Annotated in this window: 20 protein-coding genes and 1 pseudogene; 11 read left to right on the plus strand and 10 right to left on the minus strand. The window is 37.7% G+C overall.

Features of this window, described 5'->3' with window-relative positions; translation table 11 throughout:
* Nucleotides 1-19: 19 nt before the first annotated feature.
* Entirely contained in the window at nt 20-1,693 is a 1,674-nt protein-coding gene (locus tag D0T60_RS05950) for an arylsulfatase (protein ID WP_370524393.1), read from the minus strand.
* 292 nt (nt 1,694-1,985) lie between these two features.
* Here D0T60_RS05950 and D0T60_RS05955 point away from each other — a divergent pair, with 292 nt between their 5' ends.
* Nucleotides 1,986-3,122: an aldose epimerase family protein gene (locus tag D0T60_RS05955; RefSeq protein ID WP_163217242.1), complete on the plus strand. Its 1,137-nt coding sequence runs from the start codon at nt 1,986-1,988 to the stop codon at nt 3,120-3,122.
* A 45-nt stretch (nt 3,123-3,167) separates the two neighbouring features.
* On the opposite strand, the gene D0T60_RS05960 is transcribed toward D0T60_RS05955, so the two are convergent.
* Nucleotides 3,168-4,178, minus strand: coding sequence for an N-acetylmuramoyl-L-alanine amidase (locus D0T60_RS05960; RefSeq protein ID WP_163217243.1), 1,011 nt, complete (start codon nt 4,176-4,178; stop codon nt 3,168-3,170).
* A 266-nt stretch (nt 4,179-4,444) separates the two neighbouring features.
* Here D0T60_RS05960 and D0T60_RS05965 point away from each other — a divergent pair, with 266 nt between their 5' ends.
* The 3 genes from D0T60_RS05965 (at nt 4,445) to D0T60_RS05975 (ending at nt 7,392) form a co-directional block, all read left to right on the plus strand.
* Complete coding sequence (locus D0T60_RS05965) at nt 4,445-5,629, plus strand: LruC domain-containing protein (protein ID WP_163217244.1); 1,185 nt, start codon at nt 4,445-4,447, stop codon at nt 5,627-5,629.
* Nucleotides 5,630-5,753: 124 nt separating this feature from the next.
* On the plus strand, nt 5,754-6,743 hold the full coding sequence (locus D0T60_RS05970) for an iron ABC transporter permease (protein ID WP_163217245.1): 990 nt from the start codon (nt 5,754-5,756) through the stop codon (nt 6,741-6,743).
* A 1-nt stretch (nt 6,744) separates the two neighbouring features.
* Nucleotides 6,745-7,392 (plus strand): vancomycin high temperature exclusion protein, encoded by a 648-nt coding sequence (locus D0T60_RS05975; RefSeq protein WP_163217246.1) that lies wholly within the window; start codon nt 6,745-6,747, stop codon nt 7,390-7,392.
* 93 nt (nt 7,393-7,485) lie between these two features.
* Here D0T60_RS05975 and D0T60_RS05980 read toward each other — a convergent pair whose 3' ends face one another.
* Both D0T60_RS05980 and D0T60_RS05985 read right to left on the minus strand, forming a co-directional pair.
* The gene (locus D0T60_RS05980) at nt 7,486-8,268 is read right to left on the minus strand and encodes an META domain-containing protein (RefSeq protein ID WP_370524394.1); all 783 of its coding nucleotides are present in this window, start codon (nt 8,266-8,268) and stop codon (nt 7,486-7,488) included.
* 119 nt (nt 8,269-8,387) lie between these two features.
* Nucleotides 8,388-8,825: pseudogene (locus D0T60_RS05985) on the minus strand (beta-galactosidase); the annotation flags it as partial.
* Nucleotides 8,826-9,118: 293 nt separating this feature from the next.
* Between D0T60_RS05985 and D0T60_RS05990 the strand changes: the two are divergent.
* From D0T60_RS05990 to recA, 3 genes are all read left to right on the plus strand, one after another.
* Nucleotides 9,119-10,318 carry a saccharopine dehydrogenase family protein gene (locus tag D0T60_RS05990; RefSeq protein ID WP_163217249.1) on the plus strand — a complete coding sequence of 400 codons (1,200 nt, stop codon included), beginning with the start codon at nt 9,119-9,121 and terminating at the stop codon, nt 10,316-10,318.
* 7 nt (nt 10,319-10,325) lie between these two features.
* Nucleotides 10,326-10,775, plus strand: coding sequence for a thioredoxin-dependent thiol peroxidase (bcp, locus tag D0T60_RS05995; RefSeq protein ID WP_163217274.1), 450 nt, complete (start codon nt 10,326-10,328; stop codon nt 10,773-10,775).
* Between the two features lie 117 nt (nt 10,776-10,892).
* Complete coding sequence (recA, locus tag D0T60_RS06000; protein ID WP_163217250.1) at nt 10,893-11,930, plus strand: recombinase RecA; 1,038 nt, start codon at nt 10,893-10,895, stop codon at nt 11,928-11,930.
* 86 nt (nt 11,931-12,016) lie between these two features.
* Here recA and D0T60_RS06005 read toward each other — a convergent pair whose 3' ends face one another.
* Complete coding sequence (locus tag D0T60_RS06005; protein WP_163217251.1) at nt 12,017-12,598, minus strand: DUF6621 family protein; 582 nt, start codon at nt 12,596-12,598, stop codon at nt 12,017-12,019.
* 190 nt (nt 12,599-12,788) lie between these two features.
* Here D0T60_RS06005 and clpB point away from each other — a divergent pair, with 190 nt between their 5' ends.
* Nucleotides 12,789-15,386, plus strand: a complete 2,598-nt coding sequence (clpB, locus tag D0T60_RS06010; RefSeq protein WP_163217252.1) for an ATP-dependent chaperone ClpB — start codon at nt 12,789-12,791, stop codon at nt 15,384-15,386.
* Between the two features lie 236 nt (nt 15,387-15,622).
* Nucleotides 15,623-16,939 (plus strand): acetylxylan esterase, encoded by a 1,317-nt coding sequence (locus D0T60_RS06015; protein WP_163217253.1) that lies wholly within the window; start codon nt 15,623-15,625, stop codon nt 16,937-16,939.
* Nucleotides 16,940-17,027: 88 nt separating this feature from the next.
* Here the strand turns inward: D0T60_RS06015 and D0T60_RS06020 are convergent, their stop codons facing one another.
* From D0T60_RS06020 to nusB, 5 genes are all read right to left on the minus strand, one after another.
* Nucleotides 17,028-17,453, minus strand: a complete 426-nt coding sequence (locus D0T60_RS06020; RefSeq protein WP_163217254.1) for a DUF5606 domain-containing protein — start codon at nt 17,451-17,453, stop codon at nt 17,028-17,030.
* Between the two features lie 103 nt (nt 17,454-17,556).
* On the minus strand, nt 17,557-18,135 hold the full coding sequence (gene coaE, locus D0T60_RS06025; protein WP_163217255.1) for a dephospho-CoA kinase: 579 nt from the start codon (nt 18,133-18,135) through the stop codon (nt 17,557-17,559).
* On the minus strand, nt 18,125-19,138 hold the full coding sequence (locus D0T60_RS06030; protein ID WP_163217256.1) for a CdaR family protein: 1,014 nt from the start codon (nt 19,136-19,138) through the stop codon (nt 18,125-18,127). Before D0T60_RS06030 ends, coaE begins: the two co-directional genes overlap by 11 nt.
* Nucleotides 19,139-19,161: 23 nt before the next feature.
* Nucleotides 19,162-19,488, minus strand: coding sequence for a preprotein translocase subunit YajC (yajC, locus tag D0T60_RS06035; protein WP_163217257.1), 327 nt, complete (start codon nt 19,486-19,488; stop codon nt 19,162-19,164).
* 48 nt (nt 19,489-19,536) lie between these two features.
* Nucleotides 19,537-20,463, minus strand: a complete 927-nt coding sequence (gene nusB / locus D0T60_RS06040; protein ID WP_163217258.1) for a transcription antitermination factor NusB — start codon at nt 20,461-20,463, stop codon at nt 19,537-19,539.
* Nucleotides 20,464-20,632: 169 nt separating this feature from the next.
* Between nusB and D0T60_RS06045 the strand changes: the two genes are divergently transcribed.
* Nucleotides 20,633-21,016, plus strand: coding sequence for a DUF3276 family protein (locus D0T60_RS06045; RefSeq protein ID WP_163217259.1), 384 nt, complete (start codon nt 20,633-20,635; stop codon nt 21,014-21,016).
* 133 nt (nt 21,017-21,149) lie between these two features.
* The gene (locus D0T60_RS06050; protein ID WP_163217260.1) at nt 21,150-21,746 is read left to right on the plus strand and encodes a 50S ribosomal protein L25/general stress protein Ctc; all 597 of its coding nucleotides are present in this window, start codon (nt 21,150-21,152) and stop codon (nt 21,744-21,746) included.
* Nucleotides 21,747-21,752: the final 6 nt, after the last annotated feature.

Consider the following 21,752-nt stretch of genomic DNA (forward strand, 5'->3'; position numbering starts at 1 on the left):
GAATATAATAATTAGTTAATTAGGGTGCGGGTACTACTAAAGCTTTTCGGGTCCATTCATCATATTGATTCATCATTTTAGCCAATCTTTCAGGATATAGAGAGGCTACATCTTGCATCTCTGTTCTGTCTTCATTCAAATTATAAAGTTGCCAGGGTTGATTTTGACCTCCTGGTTGTACTATTTTCCATCCGTCTTTATCTATCAATGCTTTTTCGTTGAAATGTTCGAAGCCAAGATATGCATGCCCTTTTCTTTTCCCCTTTTTAAGAATAGGAACCAGGCTTTTTCCTTCTAAAGGAATGATTTTATTTCCCTTATAAGTTTGAGGATAGTGGGTGTTGGCAAGATCTATGCATGTAGCCATAATGTCCATCACATGGCCTTTCTCTTCGGTTATTTTACCGATATTTTTCTTAATACCTTTGGGCCAGTGAGCAATCAGTGGAGTACATATCCCTCCATCGGTTGATTTGGCTTTCCAGAAACGGAAGGGCGTATTCAGTACATTGGCCCATTTCGCACCAATAGAAGCATAAGAGGTCTGAGGTCCCGGCAGAACTTTTTTCTTTCTGGGATAAATAATTTGTTCTCCGGATCGGGTCATGTCCGGTCGGTCATTTTCGCCTGGAGAATAGTTCTGGCAATCTTCATTACTACATCCATTGTCGGATAAAAATAGAATAAGCGTATTATCCAACTGATTATTTTTACGTAAGGCTTCCATCAGTTGACCGATTCCCTGATCCATACGATCTACCATGGCTGCATGAACGGCCATGGCACGTGCATCCCACTCTTTAGTAGGGTTATCTTCCCAGGTATCAGTGAATTGGCGTGGGGTTAAGAAATTATCTCTGTCTCCGAATATTTTTAGCTCTTTTATTCTTTCATATCGTTGATTACGGATAGCTTCCCAGCCTACTTTATACGTATTTTCATATTTGGCAATATCTTCCGGTAGTGCATGCAAAGGCCAATGTGGGGCGGTATAAGACAGATACATAAAGAATGGCTTGTCTGATTCTGCATATCTGTTTACATAAACAACAGCACTGTCTGAGAGTGCCTGCGTAATATAATAGTCTTCCGGTACCGATTTTACAGGCGTTTCTCCATTCACCAAACTGAAAGGATCGAAATAATCTACCACACCATAAATAGTGCCATAAAAGTCATCGAAACCTCTATGAGTAGGATAGTTCTTCTTGTCGGCAAATTCTTCATAATATACCTGATGAGCAAGCCATTTGCGTTGATCCGTTTTTAAAGGTGTTTCTGCTACATGCCATTTACCTAACATACTGGTATGGTAGCCTGCTTCTTTCATCACTTCGGCAATGGTCACTGCATTGGATGTTAAAGTGCCGCGATATCCCGGTTTATGTTCATCGAAAGTCATCCGTCCAATTCCTGCCTGGTGTTGGTAAAGACCGGTTAACAGACTTGCACGCGTGGGGCAACTTCTACTTGTATTGTAGAAACTATTAAACCTTAAACCCTCCTGGGCAAGTTTATCCAGATTAGGAGTGTTAATTTCTCCTCCATAACAACCCAGGTCGGAGTAACCTAAGTCATCTGCTAATATGACGATGATGTTCGGGCGACTGTCTTTTTGAGCATAAGTCAAAAGACTGAAACTGGCTAAAGCAAATAATGAGACCGATTTTAGAATGGGTTCTTTCTTCATTATGGGGCGAATTTATATATAAAGGTTATTAGTCACTGACAAAGTGGGCTGTTGTGCAACAAAAATACAAATTCCATTATATAATGAATAGTAAATTCTAACCATTAAACATCAATTGTTGGTCAAAAAAGAAGTTGAGATGCTCCATACGCCCTAAATAAGTGCGGTTTGGTTGGTAATTGATATTTTTTGAACAGAATTTATCAAGATAAAATTTTATCTATTCTTAGCTTTGTAGTATAGAATGTTTGAATGGAAAACAGGTGCAATTAACTCCTTACTAATATATTAATTCATGAAAACAAAACAAATGATTTGCATGCTGGCGGTAGCCACTTTATTAGCATGTACTCCAAAGAAAGAAGCAAAATTTACCTTATTAAAGGAAGAAGCATTTAAAACAGAAGTAGACGGTAAACCTGTATCGCTCTACACATTGGATTCGGGGAATGGTTTAACTATTCAAGTTACTAATTTCGGCTTGAGGGTGGTGTCTATATGGGCTCCCGATAAAGACGGTAAGTATGAAGATGTAGCAATCGGGTATGAAAACATAGAACGCTACCTGAATAATACAGGCGAAAGGTTTTTAGGATGCGTAGTGGGTCGTTATGCCAACCGCATAGCCAAAGGAAAGTTTGAGTTAGACGGTACGGAATACCAATTGCCGATCAATAATAACGGGCAAACTTTGCACGGCGGACTTAAAGGTCTTGATATGATTGTTTGGGATGTAGAGGATGTTAAACCGAATTCCATTAAGTTCTCTTGCTTGTCTCCCGATGGATCGGATGGCTTTCCGGGTAACCTGAAAATCAATGTAGAGTATCTTCTGACTCCCGAGAACGAATTCAAAATAATGTATGAGGCAGTAACAGATAAGTCTACTATTGTGAACTTGTCTAACCATGCTTTCTTTAATTTGAAAGGAGAGGGGAATGGAACGATTACCGATCATGTATTAACAATCTATGCCGGGCATACTACTCCGGTGGATAGCGTGTTAATTCCAACAGGAGAGATTACTGCTGTAGATGGCACTCCTTTTGATTTCAGAAAATCAACAGCCATCGGTGCCCGAATTGACGCAGACAATAATCAATTAAAAAACGGAATGGGATATGACCATAACTGGGTGCTCGATCGTAAAACAAGCAACAGCGTAGAATTGGCTGCTACTCTGTATGAACCTGCAAGTGGTAGATTGATGGAGGTATATACCGATCAACCTGGTTTACAGTTCTATAGTGGTAACTTCTTTGATGGAAAGGTTAATGGTAAATATGGTAAGCCAATTCGTTTTCGCGAAGCAATTGCACTTGAAACGCAAAAGTTTCCTGATAGCCCGAATCATCCGAACTTCACATCTACTCGTTTAAATCCGGGCGAGGTGTATAAGCAAACTTGTATTTATAAGTTTTCGGTGAAATAATTTAGAAATAAAAATGAAGAGGCTGTCTCAAAAGCCTCTTCATTTTTATTTCTTTTTCTTATTGTTCTCGTAATCTTTGATAAGTCCTTCGCAAAGCCAATTAGCTAAAGCCTGACGATTATCGGATATAATAAATCTCTTTTGGTCGGCACTGTTTCGTATATTACCCAATTCTGCCAATACGCAAACCGGAGTTGTATTTTTTAATACATATAAATTTCTGGGGCTTATTGTGCCCGAGAAGCCTCTGTTAGGTTGATGTATCTTATATCGACTTTCAATGTTGTTTCTGAGTGTATTTGCCAACCTTTTACTTTGAGCGTTTCCGGTTGAATAGTAGAAGTAAGCATCTACTTGTTGTGATTTCTTTCGACTGTCTAAATGGATAAAAACAGCACGTTGGTAGCTGGATTTGGTCTTACTACTGATACTATTTATTTTATCGCACCGTTGTTTCAATCTTGGAAATTGTTCTTTAGGTATCGGATCGCCCATACATGTTTCTGACTTGTTGTTCTCTAAATATTTGTCGTCTCTGATGCCATCTTTAGCATCTTGTATAATGATGTGTACGGTGGCTCCTTCCATTAACAGATTCCTCGCCAAACGCAAGGTGATATCATACGCATATTCATCTTCGTGAAGTTTGAAATTACCCACTTTACCAATGGCACCACAATCCGGCCCTCCATGTCCGCAGACTAAATAAAAGCAGGCACCGGCTAATTTATTGGATTGAATGGTGTATTCCTCCCATTTTTTGCCAAAGAGCGGCTCTTTCCTCTTGCTTTTAGTAGTTGTTGGCGGAGGAACTGGAGTACTATTAAGTGGTGGTAATTTGTATTTGACTCCTAATAGTAAAGAGTTGTTTTTTCCAAACTTACCACGATTAAGTTTTAAGAATTGCTGATAATGCTTTTGTTCTGTTCGCTTGTTTCTTTGGAGGAAGGAGTGAACTCCTTCTCCGTTTTTAGGAGAGTCCAATTCTTGGGCTACTGTAGTAATACAGGAGATAATAAATGAAAATATAACAGTAAAGGTAAACCTAAGAATCATTTTGTATAGTACTTGTTTTTTGAATAAATACAAAAATAGCATGTTTACATGAATAAACAGAAATTTATTGCTGTTTTTAATAAATATTTATGCTAATCATTATTTAAATGGTGTAATTTTCAGAATATTACATTGTGTCGCTTATTCTGAATTTCGGAAGTTTTCATTCATAACTTCGGATTGCTATAAATATCTACAAGTAAAGTTGTATACAGTAAACTAAAACTTGTATATTTGAAAGCATAAACTTTAAATAATAGCGTCTTATGAAGAAGATTTTGTTTATTTTTTCAGTTGTATTTTTGGGAGTATTCTCTTCGTGTGAGAGTGATAAGAGTTTACCTAAATCTAACCAAGAAGAAAATCTTGGCGATTTAATTGTCCCCAACGACTTTGATTGGAAAACTACCAGGACTGTGACATGCAATATCCAGTCGAGTGTACCTACTGTGATTTATATTTATAATGCGGTAACTTGTGATGAAAAAGGATTGGTAGCAATATATCATCCTATTGCGAATAAGGATAATGCATTTTCTTTGAAATTGGCTACTCATCTTAACGAGGTTTATCTAAAGTATTCGGATGTAGTGGTTCCTGTGAAAATAGAAAATGGCATGCTTAATTATACCATACCTGAAACAGGTACAAGAGCTACCCGAACAATTGAGCCTTGTAATGGTTGCAATGAGAACGACATTATTTATTTCCCTTGTTTGGGAGATTGGGCGACAGTGCTGTATGAAGATCTTTTCCCCAATGAAGGCGATTATGACTTTAATGATGTAGTTCTAAATTACAAACGTACCTACTTCTTAGATATTGAGTCGAAAAGACTACAAAGAATCGTACTTGAAATGAGGGTAAATGCGCTTGGAGGTACATTAAATTATTATCCTTGTTTCAGGATAGATGGAGTTGCCAGAGAAAAAGTGTGGAGAATTGGGCTTCAGCCACAGGGAAATTTCACGTTTAAATTGGGTGATGATCCGGATAAGGATAAAGATTCAACATTTAGGATTCTCGAAGTGAATGATAAACCTGTGGGATGTCAGTTCTTGAATACACTGCCTAATGAAAAGAAACGACCGAAATCAGAACTGAAACATTTTCTGATTGTAATTGATTTCTTACCAAATAATATGCCAACCTTAGGCGAATTAAGTTCACTGGATGTCTTTATTTATAATGATGACATGGAAATACATGAAAGAGGTGGAGTACCGGCCTGGACAGAATGTCCGATCTTGGGTAAAGACTATTATTGCAGTATAAGAAATTTGGTGTGGGGAATCACTGTTCCTCTTGAAATTAAACACGCTACTGAGCGCACTAATTTCTTAAAAGCATATCCAAAGTTTAAGAGATGGGTTATAACCGGTGGTGTTGAGAACCAAAACTGGTACTACGATGGTAAAGAAGAACATCTCTTTACTATTCCGGAAAATTGATTTTTAAGCAAGTATTACAATGAAGAAGCCTGTTGAATAAAAAGTTCGGCAGGCTTTTTCTTTTATGGAATTACCGTTACCTTTGTACTCTTTCGTGTAAATCCGGCTTGAAACAGTAAAATAAATGAAACGCATCTTCATATTGCTTTTTATCTTATTTGTAGCAGCATTTGTTGCAGATATCCTCTTTGGAAGCATAAACCTTTCATGGACGGATTTTTGGGCAGTGCTAACCGGTAATAATGAAGATGTAATCTATAGAGAAATCATACTGAATCATCGTTTGCCTAAAGCCATTACAGCCATTCTTACCGGGGCTGCTCTCTCAGTGGCAGGTGTATTAATGCAAACACTTTTCCACAATCCGCTTGCTGGACCTGATGTGTTGGGAGTAACGTCCGGAGCAAGCTTGGGGGTTGCGTTTCTTACCCTTGGAACTTCTGTTCTTCCTTTCTGGATGATGGCGGGTTGGGGGCAGATATTGGCTGCTATTATAGGTGCAGTTGGCGTTTTGATGCTTGTGGTGATTGTATCAATCAGGGTGCCGCAAACTGTTTCCTTACTGATTCTTGGAATGATGTTCGGATACTTTGCCGGGGCAATAGTCAGTGTTTTGCAGAGCGTCAGCAACCCCGATACATTAAAACTCTTTGTAACATGGACTTTCGGTAGCCTGAGTGCTGTACATTGGGAGTATATGAAGATCATGGCACCAATAATTCTTCTTGGAATTTTTATTGCTTTTATGCTTCAGAAGCAGTTGAATGTATTTTTGCTGGGTAAGAACTACGCCGGCGGATTGGGCATTTCAATTTCGCGTTTGCGATTACTTGTTATTTTGGCTACTGCTTTATTAGCAGGTACTTCAACAGCTTTTACCGGGCCTATTGCTTTTATCGGAATTACAATACCGCATATAGCCCGTGGACTTTTCCGTACTTCCAATCATCGGATTATTTTGCCGGCATCAGTTTTATGTGGTGCAATTACTATGCTTATTTGTGATTTGATATCTCAACTTCCGGGTGCTAAAGGTACTTTACCAATAAATGCGGTAACGGCTTTATTTGGCGTACCTATTATTGTTTGGATTATTGTAAGAAATAAAGGTTAAAATGAAAAATAAAAGAAAACTCTTTCGGAAAATGATTATAATAGCTGTACCTTGTTTACTGGCTTTAATTGTGGGATGTAACCTTATAATAGCTTTGAGTACTTCCGGTAAGTGTTATGATAATACCTCGGATATTCCTTTTAATAATGTAGGGCTTTTACTGGGTACCTCTCCGGTATTGAGTAATGGAAACACCAATTTGTATTTTAAATATCGAATCGAAGCTGCCGCAGCATTGTATAAAGCAGGCAAAGTAAAATACTTCCTTGTAAGTGGCGACAACCGGAAGAAAGATTATAATGAACCGCTGGAAATGAAAAACGCATTGATTGAGCGTGGCGTGCCGGAAGAAGTTATCTATCTGGATTATGCCGGCTTTCGAACATTAGATTCTATGGTAAGAGCCAAACAGGTTTTCGGACAAACTAAATTTACCATCATCTCTCAAAGGTTTCATAATGAGCGAGCCATTTATATTGCCGGTAGGCACGATATTGAAACTATTGGCTTTGATGCAAAAGATGTCAGAGTAAAAACGGGGATAAAAACCCGTATTCGCGAATGGTTTGCCCGGGTGAAGGTTTTTGTGGATTTGGTTATCAATAAAAAGCCTCGCTTCTTGGGAGAAGAAGTGCATATTCCTTCTTAGAAAAGATTTATATTTGAACACAAAGACACAGAGTCTCTCAGTGGGAGTAATTAAAATCTCTGTGTCTTCGTGTCTCTATGTTCAAAAAAGAATTTACTTAGCCAGTTTCAGAACTAAAGTTCCATTCTCACTATAAAGTCCCACGCTCTTATTATTAAGATCAAATGTTTTCACTTCGGTAAGTGCTTTCAATATCTTTTTTTCAAGAGTCATATCCGGACAAGCCATCATGGTAGCAGCCATTGGAGGGAAAGAAATAGCCGTTTGGTTATCTTCTTTAGTCATAAAAACACCATTAATCATATTGCAGCCGGCATTACCATGAACTCTTTTTTTGTTGACATCAAAGTTGAGGAATGGTTTCTTTTCAAGATCAGAAGGAACAGCCTCGCCGTTCACCTCTACTATTTTCCATTCGCCTTCCAATGAAGCGGTTTTGCTTACTACTATTTTATGAGTTAATATAACTACAGGGCGATTACTGCTATTGGTTAATGCTATGTTTTCTCCCATTTTTTTGTATCCTTTTACATTCTTTAGTGCATTCAATACATTGTTTTCTAAAGTCATGTTCGGGCACATCATACGAGTGCTTGCCAATGCTCCCATATCTAAACTACCGGGTTTGGCATTTGTATCGAAAGAACCCATAATTCGGTTACAACCACTGTTACCATATACTTTTCCGGTAGTAGATTCAAACCCGATAAACGGATACTCTTGTCCTTCGGAAAGTACCACTTCCGAACCATTGATTTCCACAATACTCCATTCTCCGTTAATATCGGAAACAGTTGCTACCTCTTTCGCTGAGCGACAAGAAGATAGAGAAGCTATAGCGCATACTACGCATATAGTAAAGAATGTTCTTTTAATCATTATCTTATTATGTTTAAGTTAAAAAACTGATCTAATTTGTGCTTTTAAGTCATAATTATCAAAGCAAAGGTACATAAGATTATGAAGTGAACAAATTTCATATCGAAAAAGTTCTTTTACTTTATAGCTTCTATGCGGAAAGCATATTGATATGTACTGTTTTTCTTTATCTCATATTTGGGGCGAGGTCCCGGTCCACAGCTTGCATTTCCGATGCCGCGTTGTATGCAGTCCAGATTCAACACCACTTCATTGCGACGGATGTTTTCAAGATCATGGCCATACTTTACCTGCCACAATTCCTGATCGGTGTAGTGCAGAGCCGAGAAATCGAATGTTCCGTTTGCAGTGATTTTGATACCTTTTCCGTTACTGTTGGTTAATGTAAGCCAGCGGGTATCGCATCTTTCTCCCATTGTTTGTGCATGGGCGTAGTATTCGCGCATATCCTCTACGGTGCTGGAATACATTCCTATGTATGCTGCATTTTTACGGTCTTGGTAATTTTCCATTGGGCCGCGACCAAACCATGCCAATTGTTGCCGCAGGCTTGGCACAACTGTGCCACGCGCAAGGCACAGCAGTGCCACAGGCATGGCACACTTGTGCCACAGGCGTGGCACAAAAAGACAACCCAAAGACTCTGACTGCTTCATCCCAAAGAGTCTGTATGTTTATCCTCAATTTGGAAGTTATAGTGACTGCTGTTGAGGATGGAATTATTTCAGAACACTTATTAAATAATATCACAGATTAATTTTATTGAACCGGTTAGAAGAACGGATTATTTCTGTATCTTTGCTTTGTTATATCTATATCAATAATCAAACAATTAAAGTACACTTAAATGGGTAGAGTTCTTATTATTGGTGCGGGCGGTGTAGGAACCGTTGTGGCGCATAAAGTTGCACAAAATGCGGACGTTTTTACTGATATCATGATTGCAAGTCGCACAAAGTCTAAATGCGATGATATTGTAAAAGCCATAGGTAACCCTAAAATTAAAACAGCAAAGATAGATGCTGACAATGTGGAAGAATTAGTAGCCTTATTTAATGATTTCAAACCGGAAATTGTTATTAACGTGGCTCTTCCATATCAGGATTTAACTATCATGGAAGCATGTTTGCAAGCTGGTGTTAATTATCTGGATACAGCCAATTATGAGCCTAAAGATGTTGCTCATTTTGAGTATAGTTGGCAATGGGCCTACCAGGAGCGCTTCAAAGAAGCTGGTCTGACAGCTATTTTGGGTTGTGGATTCGACCCGGGAGTAACCGGTGTATTTACATCTTATGCAGCAAAACACTATTTTGACGAAATACAATACCTGGATATAATAGATTGTAATGCAGGAGATCATCACAAAGCTTTTGCTACCAACTTTAATCCGGAAATCAATATTCGCGAAATTACTCAGAAAGGTCGTTATTATGAGAATGGAAAATGGGTAGAAACAGAACCGCTCGAAATTCACCGACCAATTGATTACCCGAATATAGGTCCGAAAGAATCCTATTTACTTTTCCATGAAGAGTTAGAGTCCTTGGTAAAGAACTATCCTACCATTAAACGTGCCCGTTTTTGGATGACGTTTGGTCAGGAATACCTGACTCATTTACGTGTTATTCAAAATATTGGTATGGCTCGTATTGACGAAGTAGATTATAATGGACAAAAGATTGTGCCCCTTCAATTCTTGAAAGCTGTATTGCCTAACCCACAAGACTTAGGAGAGAATTATACAGGAGAAACATCTATAGGTTGTTGTATCCGCGGCTTAAAAGACGGAAAAGAACGTACTTATTATGTCTACAATAATTGTAGTCATGAAGCTGCTTATAAAGAAACTGGTATGCAGGGGGTAAGCTATACTACCGGAGTACCGGCGATGATAGGGGCTATGATGTTCCTGAAAGGTGAATGGGCTCGTCCGGGAGTATACAATGTAGAAGAATTCAATCCGGATCCGTTTATGGATCAGCTAAATAAGCAAGGACTTCCATGGCATGAAGTTTTTGACGGAAAAAACGAATTAAGTGAATAGTGAGCAAATGAAAGTAGGAGACAAAGCTCCCGAAATATTGGGCATCAATGAGCATGGGAAAGAGATTCGCTTAAATGATTATAAAGGAAAAAAGATTGTATTATACTTCTATCCTAAAGATAATACGTCCGGATGTACTGCACAAGCATGTAGCCTTAGAGATAACTACGCCGAATTGCGTAAAGCAGGTTATGAGGTTATTGGAGTAAGTGTGGATAATGAAAAATCTCATTTAAAGTTTATTGAAAAGAATAATTTGCCATTCACATTGATTGCCGATACAGACAAAAAACTGGTGGAACGGTTTGGCGTATGGGGCGAAAAGAAAATGTATGGGCGTTCTTATATGGGCACTTTCCGTACCACCTTTTTAATTGACGAAAATGGAGTGATCGAACGAATTATCGAACCCAAAGAAGTAAAAACAAAGGAACATGCTGCTCAAATTTTGAAGTAAACAAATCAACAATTTATAAGATAGAATTAAAAAGTGAGAAGTCAATGGTGTTTATCTGACCTGACTATTAGCTACTGACTACTAACTCCTAAATTCTAACTCCTAAAACAAAACATTATGGCAAAAAAAGACGAACTGAATTTCGACTCAGATAAACCGGTAGTAAGCGAGAAACTGAAAGCATTGCAAGCTGCCATGGATAAAATAGAAAAATCCTTTGGTAAAGGTGCTATCATGAAGATGGGAGAGAGTGTAGTGGAAGAAATTGAAGTAATTCCTACAGGCTCTGTAACATTAAACGCGGCATTGGGCGTGGGAGGATATCCTCGTGGTAGAATCATTGAAATCTATGGACCTGAATCATCCGGTAAAACAACCTTAGCTATTCATGCTATTGCAGAAACTCAAAAAGCGGGAGGAGTTGCTGCCTTTATTGATGCAGAGCATGCTTTCGACAGATTTTATGCTGCTAAATTAGGTGTAAATGTAGATGAACTTTATATTTCTCAGCCGGATAACGGAGAACAAGCTTTGGAAATTACTGAACAATTGATACGATCATCAGCCATTGATATTATTGTTGTTGACTCTGTGGCTGCTCTGACTCCCAAAGCCGAGATCGAAGGAGACATGGGAGAGAATAAAGTTGGATTGCAGGCGCGTTTGATGTCTCAGGCATTACGTAAATTGACTTCGGCTGTAAGCAAAACCCGTACAACTTGTATCTTTATCAATCAGCTTCGCGAAAAGATCGGAGTGATGTTTGGTAGCCCGGAAACAACCACCGGTGGTAATGCATTGAAATTCTATGCTTCGGTACGTTTGGATATTCGTGGTGGTCAACAGCTTAAAGACGGAGACGAAATAATCGGTAAACAAACCAAAGTAAAGGTGGTGAAGAATAAAATGGCTCCTCCTTTCCGCAGAGCCGAATTTGATATTATGTTTGGTGAAGGTATTTCGCGTTCAGGCGAAATTATCGATTTAGGTGCTGATCTTGGTATTATCAAGAAAAGTGGCTCGTGGTATAGCTATCAGGATACTAAATTGGGTCAGGGTAGAGATGCGGCTAAACTTTGTGTAAATGATAATCCGGAATTGGCAGAAGAACTCGAAACACTAATATTTGAAGCGCTAAAAGCACAAGCAAAGTAGAAACTAAAAATATTTGAGGCTATTCCATTATAGTTATCAGTAAGATAGCAAATTTCTATAATGAGATAGCCTCTAATTGTTCTTGTTTATTTTAGTTCATCTCCTTTTATGCCCAGTGCTTGCATAATGGGATAGGCTAACATCTCCCAATGAAAATGGGTGTTTTCTTTAGGCTGATCCATACTGAACCAGGTGATATTCTTTCCTTTTATATTTTCAACCAAAGTAGAAACTGCATTTCCGTATTCTTCAGTAAAAGGAATGAGAATGATTCTTTTTACATCTATCGAATCTCCAATAATATTTAGTAAATCCGTATAAAGTTCTTCTCTTGATGTAATTTCCTCCGGAGAAACACTTGCAAAAGAAAAGTCTCCTAAATGATTTTGAAATCCAACTCCGTCTAACTCATTTTGTAGGTCGGAAGGATAGCAGTGATTTATCTTTTTTGTGCTTTTATCATGAACAAGTAATACCTGGATATCATTACTTTCGGTAGGAAGAGAAGCATCAAAAGCTAAATAAGTTACCAAATTTGACAGGTCGATTTCGGTTAATGTTCGTTGCAACATTTGTTCAAAGTTCTTCTTGAAATCGGCTATAATCATATTCAGAAAAGTAGCATCGATAAGCATTACTGTTTCGGGAAATTGAACTTTTTGATTCATTGTTTATATGTTATTGTTTTGACTGAATAAAGATACAATATTCCTTTTATTGAGCAGCTATACAATATGTCTTTTTGTCTTTCGATGCTTTCTTTTTACTGTTATTTTGTCAGAATTTATTGTTTGGCAAATCTTTTGGATGCTATTGATTGTTATTTAATTAAAGAAAAAATAAAAGGAGAAAAGATATATGAACTTTAATAACTTTACAATTAAATCGCAAGAGGCTGTACAAGAGGCAATAAACCTTGTACAAGCTCATGGGCAACAAGCTATTGAAACTGCCCATTTATTACATGGGGTAATGAAGGTGGGAGAAAATGTAACCAATTTCATTTTTCAGAAGTTAGGAATGAATGGTAACCAAATTGCTTTGGTGCTTGATAAAGAAATAGATTCTTTACCGAAGGTATCCGGAGGAGATGGTAATCCTTATTTAAGTAGAGACACAAACAATGTTTTGCAAAAGGCCAATCAATATGCCAAAGAAATGGGCGATGAGTATGTGGCTTTGGAACATTTGCTGCTTGCTTTACTCACCGTTAAAAGTACGGTTTCTACTATACTGAAAGATGCAGGAATGACAGAAAAAGAGCTTCGTTCAGCCATTACCGAATTGCGAAAAGGGGAGAAGGTAACTTCCCAGTCTGGCGAAGATACGTATCAGAGTCTGGCGAAATATGCCATAAATTTGAATGAATCGGCGAGGAGCGGGAAACTGGACCCCGTTATCGGGCGTGATGAAGAAATACGTCGCGTATTACAGATATTAAGTCGCCGTACCAAGAATAACCCTATATTAATAGGTGAACCGGGTACTGGTAAGACTGCTATAGTAGAAGGGTTAGCACATCGTATTCTAAGAGGAGACGTACCCGAAAACCTGAAGAATAAACAAATTTATTCCTTAGATATGGGAGCACTGGTAGCAGGTGCCAAATATAAAGGTGAGTTTGAAGAACGTTTGAAGTCGGTAATCAATGAAGTCATGAAGTCGGAAGGAGATATCATCCTCTTTATTGATGAGATTCACACATTGGTAGGTGCAGGTAAAGGAGAAGGGGCTATGGATGCCGCCAATATCTTAAAACCGGCATTGGCTCGTGGTGAACTTCGTTCCATTGGTGCCACAACTTTAGATGAATATCAGAAGTATTTTGAGAAAGACAAAGCACTTGAACGTCGTTTTCAAACAGTACAAGTAAATGAACCTGATACCATGAGTACCATTTCTATTTTGCGCGGATTGAAAGAACGCTATGAAACTCATCATAAGGTACGTATTAAAGATGATGCTATCATTGCAGCTGTAGAATTAAGTAATCGTTATATCGCCGATCGCTTTTTGCCGGATAAAGCCATTGACTTAATGGATGAAGCCGCAGCCAAGTTACGTATGGAAGTAGATTCCGTACCGGAAGGACTCGATGAAATATCCCGTAAGGTAACTCAATTAGAAATTGAACGGGAAGCAATTAAGCGCGAAAAAGATGAAGTAAAACTTCAACAGCTAAATAGAGAAATCGCGGAACTAAAAGAACAGGAAAACTCGCTGAAAGCGAAATGGCAAAGCGAGAAAGAACTGGTAAATAAGATTCAGCAGAATAAAGTAATTATTGAGAATCTTAAGTTTGAAGCCGAAAAAGCAGAACGCGAAGGAGATTACGGAAAAGTAGCCGAAATACGCTATGGTAAACTTCAGGAACTCGATAAAGAGATAGAAGAAACCCAGCAGAAGCTCTATGAATTGCAAGGAGATGCTGCTATGATTAAAGAGGAAGTAGATGCAGAAGATATTGCAGATGTGGTATCTCGTTGGACTGGAATTCCGGTAAATAAAATGCTGCAAAGCGAGAAAGATAAATTGCTGCATCTGGAAGAAGAACTGCATAAACGTGTGATAGGTCAGGATGAAGCTATCGAAGCAGTGTCTGATGCGGTTCGTCGTAGTCGTGCCGGATTGCAAGATCCGAAACGTCCGATCGGTTCCTTTATTTTCCTCGGCACCACCGGGGTAGGTAAAACAGAGTTGGCCAAAGCACTGGCCGAGTTCTTATTTGATGATGAAGGAATGATGACTCGTATTGATATGAGTGAGTATCAGGAAAAACATTCAGTGTCTCGCTTGGTAGGAGCCCCTCCGGGGTATGTGGGGTATGATGAAGGCGGACAATTAACAGAAGCCATTCGTCGTAAACCTTACTCGGTGGTGCTGTTCGATGAGATTGAGAAAGCTCATCCGGATGTATTCAACATCCTGTTGCAGGTGCTTGATGATGGTCGGTTGACTGACAATAAAGGTCGCATCGTGAATTTTAAGAATACCATTATCATCATGACTTCGAATATGGGCAGTTCTTATATTCAAAGTCAAATGGTTAAGATGAATGAGAAAAACAAAGAAGCGGTTATTGAAGAAACCAAAGCCGAAGTGATGAATATGTTGAAGAAGACAATTCGTCCCGAATTCCTGAATCGTATTGATGAAACTATCATGTTCTTACCTTTGTCCGACAAGGAAATTAAGCAGATTGTTTTACTACAGATTAAAGGAGTTCAGAAAATGCTGGCTGATAATGGTGTAAACCTCCAGCTGACAGATCAGGCTATAGAGTTTATAGCACAAGCCGGATATGATCCTGAATTTGGTGCACGTCCTGTTAAGAGAGCCATACAGCGTTATTTGTTGAATGATCTTTCCAAGAAATTGTTGGCACAGGAAGTGGATCGGAATAAACCGATTGTTGTGGATGCTATTGAAGAAGATAAATTGTGGTTTAAGAATTGATAAAGGAGAGGGTGTGTCAAAATGATATTATTTATGATTTGAACACAGAGACACAAAGGCACAGAGAATTTAACTCACTAAGAATGAGAGACTCTGTGCCTTTGTGTCTCTGTGTTCAAATCGTATTTTATCATTAATTGGGACTTTTGACACATTCTCTTTTTAAATCATAAAATACACTTTGGGTAATGCAATAACTGATTATTTTTGCATTATTAATCATAATCAAAGTATCAATGAAAAAGTATTTCGTTTGCATCACGTTATTCTTTCTGTTATTTTTGGGAGTTGCTTTTGCTGAAAATTATCCTCATCAAAGCAATGTACTTTGGGTAACCACTCCCAATCATTCTGATTGGATTTACAAAACCGGAGAAAAGGCAATTGTAACAGTTGCTATTTACGAATATGGTATTTTACAAGATAATCTGGTTATAGATTACAGTATTGGTCAGGATTGTCTGGATTCGGACACCAAAGGAAATGTGACACTGAAAGGAGGCAAAGCTGAAATAGCATTGGGAACCATGAAGAAACCTGGATTTCGCGACTGCGTAATGAGTGTTAAGCTCAAAGGGCAAACGTATAAACATCATATTAAGGTGGGTTTCTCTCCCGAACAAATTGAGCCTTATACACAGATGCCTAAAGACTTCAAAGATTATTGGAGTAAAGCAATTGAAGAACAGAAGCAATGCCTGTCAGCTCCCGAAGTTAAATTTGTAGAAGAGTATTCATCCGATAAGGTTGATTGTTATTTAGTTAAATTGCAATGTTATAAACCCGGTAGATATATCTATGGATATTTGACAAAACCCAAGAAAGCAGGTAAATATCCGGTGGTGGTATCTCCTCCCGGGGCAGGAGTGAAGCCCATGAACCCACTTAAAACTATTTTCTATGCGGAATCAGGATGTATTCGTTTTGATATGGAGATTCATGGATTAGATCCGTCGGTAGATGCTCAGACTTATAAAGACATTTCTCGTGCCTTTGGAGATCATCATGAAAATGGTTATTTAGCAAATGGAATTACTGATCGGGACACTTATTATATGAAAAAAGTCTATTTGGGCTGTGTGCGTGCCATCGATTATTTGTCTTCACTACCTGAATGGGATGGTAAAAATATGATTGCTCAAGGTGGAAGCCAGGGAGGAGCTTTAGCGTTGATTTTAGCTGGGCTTGATTCACGCATTACTGCGTGTGTGGCTAATCATCCGGCATTGTCTGATATGGCAGGGTATGCAGAGAAAGGATGTACAGGTGGTTATCCTCACTTCGGGCGTAAATACAAAGGTGTACAACTGACTCCCGAAGTAATTAAAACCCTTTCTTATTATGATGTAGTAAACTTTGCCCGTTGTATTTCAGTTCCTGTTTTTATGACTTGGGGATTTAATGATAATGTGTGTCCTCCAACTACAAGTTATGGTGTTTATAATGTGCTAACTTGTCCTAAAGAGGCGTTGATTACTCCTGTAAATGAGCATTGGGTATCACTCACTACACGTTATGAGCAGTTGAAGTGGATAAAGTCAAAATTGAAATAAAGAATTGTTCTAAACTAATGAAGGATCTGTGGGTAGTACGGTAGTTTCCACAGATCCTTCATTGCATTCGAGATGAATTTAATATGCTTTATTCAGCCTCTTGTACCTCTTCTTCTTTCTGCTCTTCGAAATCTGTGATTCCGTTAGATATAAGAATGTTGTACCAATTAATAAGCTTTTTGATATCTGTTACGTATACTCTGTCACGATCGAAGTTGGGTAGTATCTCTGCCATATAGGTGCGAAATTCTTCGGGTGAAGCCTTTTTAGTATCAATAGAAGCAATTGCCCCGTTTTCTTTTGTTTTGATAGAGTTTAAAACATTTCTCAAAGGTACTTCTTCTTCATCTGTATACATGGCTATATCTGAAAGAGCAATGATTTTTTCGTTTCCATGAGCCGGCATACGTTTTTTATCTGCATTGATAGATTCTACAATGAGCATGTTTTTCCCTTGAGAAACAAGTTTATACAATCCCGGTTTACCCGAAATAGATAAGATAGTCTTTAACATAAGTATAATTAATTAGTTTTATAATTATTGTGCGGCAAAAGTAATATTCAGTATTGATACCTGCAAAGACAATCAGATAAAAACGACTTATTTAAACAATAATTTAGAAACTGTTTAAAAGCTCTTTCACTTGAGGAATCAAAGGAGTGGAACCATCATTGCAGATTAAAAAATCAGCCTGCTTTCTTTTTTCCTCATCATCCATTTGATTACGAATTCGTTTAGCTATTTCTTCGTAAGTGCTTGAGTCTCGTTTTACGGCTCGTTTTATTCGGATTTCTAATGGAGCATAGATCATCACAATTTTGTCTACCTCATTGGCAAATCCTGCTTCTATAAGGATGGCAGATTCCATGGCCACAATTTTATGATGTTTATGTCGGTTAACCCACTCCTGAAAATCCTTTCTTACCTCCGGATGAATAATATGATTGATTTGTTGGGTATGTGCTGGGTCGCTAAATAGGTAAGATGCCAAAAGAGGTTTGTTTAATTCGTTGTCTTTGTAGACTTCTTCACCTAACAATGCAATAAGTTCCCGGCGTATGCGAGGATTTGAAATCGTGAGTCGTTTAGATTCCACATCAGAAATGTATACCGGTATTCCCATGATTTCCAAGAGACGAGAAACAACAGATTTGCCACTTCCGATACCGCCTGTAATTCCAATTTTAATTGTCATCGATACTTGTTTCTTCAATTAAGAAATCAACCTGTTCCGGAGTGATTCGTATGTGACTTACCCCTCGTGGTGTATCTGTCAGTTTGACGGAATACTTTTCCGTAGTAAGATGCATTAAATGGTTGTAAGACACATTGATGGTGAAATCGTCTGCATCAATCTCTTTAAACCGGCTTAAGCCTATCTGGAAAGTGACCTTAACTTTAGATGGGAAAGTTCGCAATGTTTTATTTGAAGGAAAGTCAACGCCGGTTATCGGAACTTCAACCACTTTTTCTGTGTACATATCAACAGGTAGGATCACTTCTACCTGATCCGGAATAAATTTGGCTCCTTTGATCGTTTGAAGAGGGATTTGTTGTTTTATAGTATCTGATATGTCGTTAATCTCAAAATGGGAAGTATAAGCTGTCTTTATTGTGTCAAGAAGAGTCGGAGGACCGTAAACCAATACAGAATCCGGATTACAGATAGTATCCGAAATATAATATTCTCGTCCGGCGGTCACTTTGCCTTTTATTCGTACGGGTATTTGTTTGGACTTTCCGGTAGAATAGATATACTCCAGTGTGTCTGGTTTTACCGATAATAAACGAGTAGAAGCATTCATTTGGCTTAGGATTCTTTTCTCAAAGTCGGAACTTTGTATTCTTACATAGTTGCCCGAGCCTTGGTAATCTTTAAAGTCCAGGTTGACTGGAAAGAAATTTTTGCTGACCATATAGTTCATCAAAACATTTCCTTTATCTTTCACTCTAATTTGTAATTGTGCAGGTGGTTCGGTAGTTATGATTACATTTTCCGGCACATTTTTTAAGCGAACAGGGAGTGATAGTTCTGTTTCGTAATCGTCATTTAATGTCTGAAGAAGCCAGAAGGCACCAGAGACAAAGAAAAAAAACAGAAAAACAAAAAACTCTCTACTCTTTTTGCTGAGCAGAAAGTCTTTCGTTCGTTTTAATATCTTTAGATAAGTATTTTTTATGTTCCTACGATCAAACATAGGCTTGTTTTTTATACTTCCTACTATTTAGCCTGAGCATTTTCAGGAGAAGCAAAGATTGAATTTTTATCAATTTTGATTTTTACGTGATCTGCAATTTCAAGAATCACATAATTATCATTCAGTTCTTTTATCTTTCCGTGAATTCCGCCTGCAGTTACTACCTGCTGACCTACTTCGAGTGATTTGCGAAAGTTTGCAATTTCTTTTTGTTTTTTGTTTTGAGGACGAATCATAAAGAAATACATGATAGCAAACATAGCTATCAACATAATCCACATCATACTTCCACCACCTGCGGCTGGCGGAGCTCCTGCCCCTTCTTGTAAAAATACCAATAATAAGTTCATAATCTAATTTTTAGAGTTTATAGCTTTTGAGTTTTTAGGTTTTGGAAATCAATTTTTGGCTAACTTACCTTCTTTTTTTAGCTGGTTAACAATTCCGTCGAGTGTACCATTGATAAAACTTCCGCTTTTAGCTGTACTGTATATCTTGGCTATTTCCACATATTCGTTGAGTGAAACACTTACCGGGATATTAGGAAAACTAAGAATTTCGGAAAGAGCACATTGCATAATGACTACATCCATAAAAGCAATACGGTCTAATTCCCAGTTTTTGGTGTTTTCGGCAATAAGATGACGGTAATAGTCGGAGTTGAGAACAGCACGACGGAATAGGCGACGCGCAAATTCTTTATCTTCTTCATCTTTGAATTCGGGTAGCAAAGGTTGTTCAGCACCTTTTTTCTCTTCAAAGCGTTTGATTGTTTTCAAAACAAAGGTATCAACAATTTCTTTATCATCATTCCAGTAGAGGCTTTGCTCTTCTAAAAGTAGGTCCAGAGACTCATTGTTATAAATGAAATTTTTATATAATTTCCTCCAGAGTTCACGATCGGATTCATAAGATGATTCGGGAGATTTCATGTATTCTTTGTAAATGTCTGAATCTACAATCATGTCATATAGTTCTTTGATGAAATCTTGATTGTTTGCCCACGTTTTCTTTTGATTCTCAATAAAATCTACCAGTTGTTTATTAACTTCCAATTGTGCTACAAACTTATTCTCAACAAATTTTTTGTTGGGATTTAATTCTTCTTTAGATGGTGCAAGTTTTGCTTTAGCTGTGTCTATACGCTTTTGTGCATAGCTTGTTAGTGCAATCATCAACATTAATAAGTAATTGTAAAGGTCGTAGGCTTTCGAGAGACTGAAGAATAATTCTTTCTCCGCTGAGTCTAGATTTTTGCTCCCGTTTTGGTAGTATGCATACACTATTTGTATGATTTTAAGACGAATAAGAACCCTGTTGATCATATTTATAAATTATACTATTATATCAAGTTGCAAAAGTAGATATTTTTAATGAGTAAACACAAACAAATTACATTTTTTAATATGCAAAACAGATTCTCTTTAAATTTTCTTTTGGTGGTTCAAAAAAAATAACCAAATTTGAAGCCAACAACAATACAGACCTAACATTATGGAAGATTTTAAGAAAAAAAATGGTATGGAAGTAAGCGATAAAGAGATTGTGTTTTCCAAATCCATAAAAGCGGGGAAGCGCATCTATTATTTAGATGTGAAGAAAAACCGGAAAGAAGAACTCTTTTTAGCAATCACTGAAAGCAAAAAAATAGTGACGGGTGAAGGAGAAAATTCTTCAGTTAGTTTTGAGAAGCATAAGATTTTTCTATATAAGGAAGATTTTGAAAAGTTTCTGAGTGGTATTCAAGAAACCATTGAGTTTATAAATCGTCATCAGGAGGTAAGCTTGAATGAGGAGTTGGGAGCAGCGCTTTCTGAAGTGGAGCTTGAGCCTGCCGTTTTGGATGAAGAAATTAAAATAGATATTGATTTTGAGTAGTCAACTACTTTGATATTAAAAAAAGAAAGCGTAATTTTGCACCGCTTTTTACAACATCGTATGATATACGACATCGTGTGATGGAGAGTTAAGCAGGAATACTTAATTTAGAGTAACACAAAATTTTAAAAAAATGAAATCAATTGAAATTAAAGGAACTGCAAGAGAAATTGCAGAGCGTTCTTCTGTTCAAAGTAAAGCTTTAAAAACTATCCGTAAAAACAATGGTGTACCTTGTGTACTTTATGGTGGAAAAGAAAATATCCATTTTACAGTAACTAATGAGGCACTTCGTAATTTGGTTTATACTCCTAATATTTATGTGGTAAATCTGAATATCGACGGCAAAGAAGTTAAGGCTATTATGCAAGACATTCAGTTTCATCCGGTAAAAGACACTATTCTTCATGTGGACTTTTTAGAAATCACTGATGGTAAACCTATTGTAATTGAAGTTCCGGTACAAATGGAAGGCTTGGCAGAAGGGGTAAAAGCAGGGGGTAAACTTACTCTGCAAATGCGTAAGCTTAAAGTAAAAGCTCTTTATGAAAAAGTTCCTGAAAAATTAGTTGTAAATGTAGCGCATTTAGGACTTGGTAAAACTGTAAAAGTAGGTGAACTGTCTTATGAAGGTCTTGAACTGTTGAATGCAAAAGATGCTGTAGTATGCGTTGTTAAGTTGACACGTGCTGCCAGAGGTCTTGCTGCGGCTGCTCAAGGAAAGAAGTAATAATAT

Origin of the sequence: Bacteroides sp. 224 (assembly GCF_010500995.1) — a bacterium.
Taxonomy (GTDB): Bacteria; Bacteroidota; Bacteroidia; order Bacteroidales; family Bacteroidaceae; genus Bacteroides.

What these genes read in the sequence shown, in the direction of transcription:
- nusB (WP_163217258.1), bottom strand. Translation starts at nt 20,463, where the DNA reads ATGATCAACAGGGTTCTTATTCGTCTTAAAATCATACAAATAGTGTAT.
- D0T60_RS06020 (WP_163217254.1), bottom strand. Translation starts at nt 17,453, where the DNA reads ATGTTAAAGACTATCTTATCTATTTCGGGTAAACCGGGATTGTATAAA.
- D0T60_RS05975 (WP_163217246.1), top strand. Translation starts at nt 6,745, where the DNA reads ATGAAAAATAAAAGAAAACTCTTTCGGAAAATGATTATAATAGCTGTA.
- D0T60_RS05990 (WP_163217249.1), top strand. Translation starts at nt 9,119, where the DNA reads ATGGGTAGAGTTCTTATTATTGGTGCGGGCGGTGTAGGAACCGTTGTG.
- D0T60_RS06030 (WP_163217256.1), bottom strand. Translation starts at nt 19,138, where the DNA reads ATGTTTGATCGTAGGAACATAAAAAATACTTATCTAAAGATATTAAAA.
- bcp (WP_163217274.1), top strand. Translation starts at nt 10,326, where the DNA reads ATGAAAGTAGGAGACAAAGCTCCCGAAATATTGGGCATCAATGAGCAT.
- yajC (WP_163217257.1), bottom strand. Translation starts at nt 19,488, where the DNA reads ATGAACTTATTATTGGTATTTTTACAAGAAGGGGCAGGAGCTCCGCCA.
- D0T60_RS05965 (WP_163217244.1), top strand. Translation starts at nt 4,445, where the DNA reads ATGAAGAAGATTTTGTTTATTTTTTCAGTTGTATTTTTGGGAGTATTC.
- coaE (WP_163217255.1), bottom strand. Translation starts at nt 18,135, where the DNA reads ATGACAATTAAAATTGGAATTACAGGCGGTATCGGAAGTGGCAAATCT.
- D0T60_RS06015 (WP_163217253.1), top strand. Translation starts at nt 15,623, where the DNA reads ATGAAAAAGTATTTCGTTTGCATCACGTTATTCTTTCTGTTATTTTTG.
- D0T60_RS05970 (WP_163217245.1), top strand. Translation starts at nt 5,754, where the DNA reads ATGAAACGCATCTTCATATTGCTTTTTATCTTATTTGTAGCAGCATTT.
- D0T60_RS06050 (WP_163217260.1), top strand. Translation starts at nt 21,150, where the DNA reads ATGAAATCAATTGAAATTAAAGGAACTGCAAGAGAAATTGCAGAGCGT.
- D0T60_RS05955 (WP_163217242.1), top strand. Translation starts at nt 1,986, where the DNA reads ATGAAAACAAAACAAATGATTTGCATGCTGGCGGTAGCCACTTTATTA.
- clpB (WP_163217252.1), top strand. Translation starts at nt 12,789, where the DNA reads ATGAACTTTAATAACTTTACAATTAAATCGCAAGAGGCTGTACAAGAG.
- D0T60_RS06045 (WP_163217259.1), top strand. Translation starts at nt 20,633, where the DNA reads ATGGAAGATTTTAAGAAAAAAAATGGTATGGAAGTAAGCGATAAAGAG.
- recA (WP_163217250.1), top strand. Translation starts at nt 10,893, where the DNA reads ATGGCAAAAAAAGACGAACTGAATTTCGACTCAGATAAACCGGTAGTA.
- D0T60_RS06005 (WP_163217251.1), bottom strand. Translation starts at nt 12,598, where the DNA reads ATGAATCAAAAAGTTCAATTTCCCGAAACAGTAATGCTTATCGATGCT.
- D0T60_RS05960 (WP_163217243.1), bottom strand. Translation starts at nt 4,178, where the DNA reads ATGATTCTTAGGTTTACCTTTACTGTTATATTTTCATTTATTATCTCC.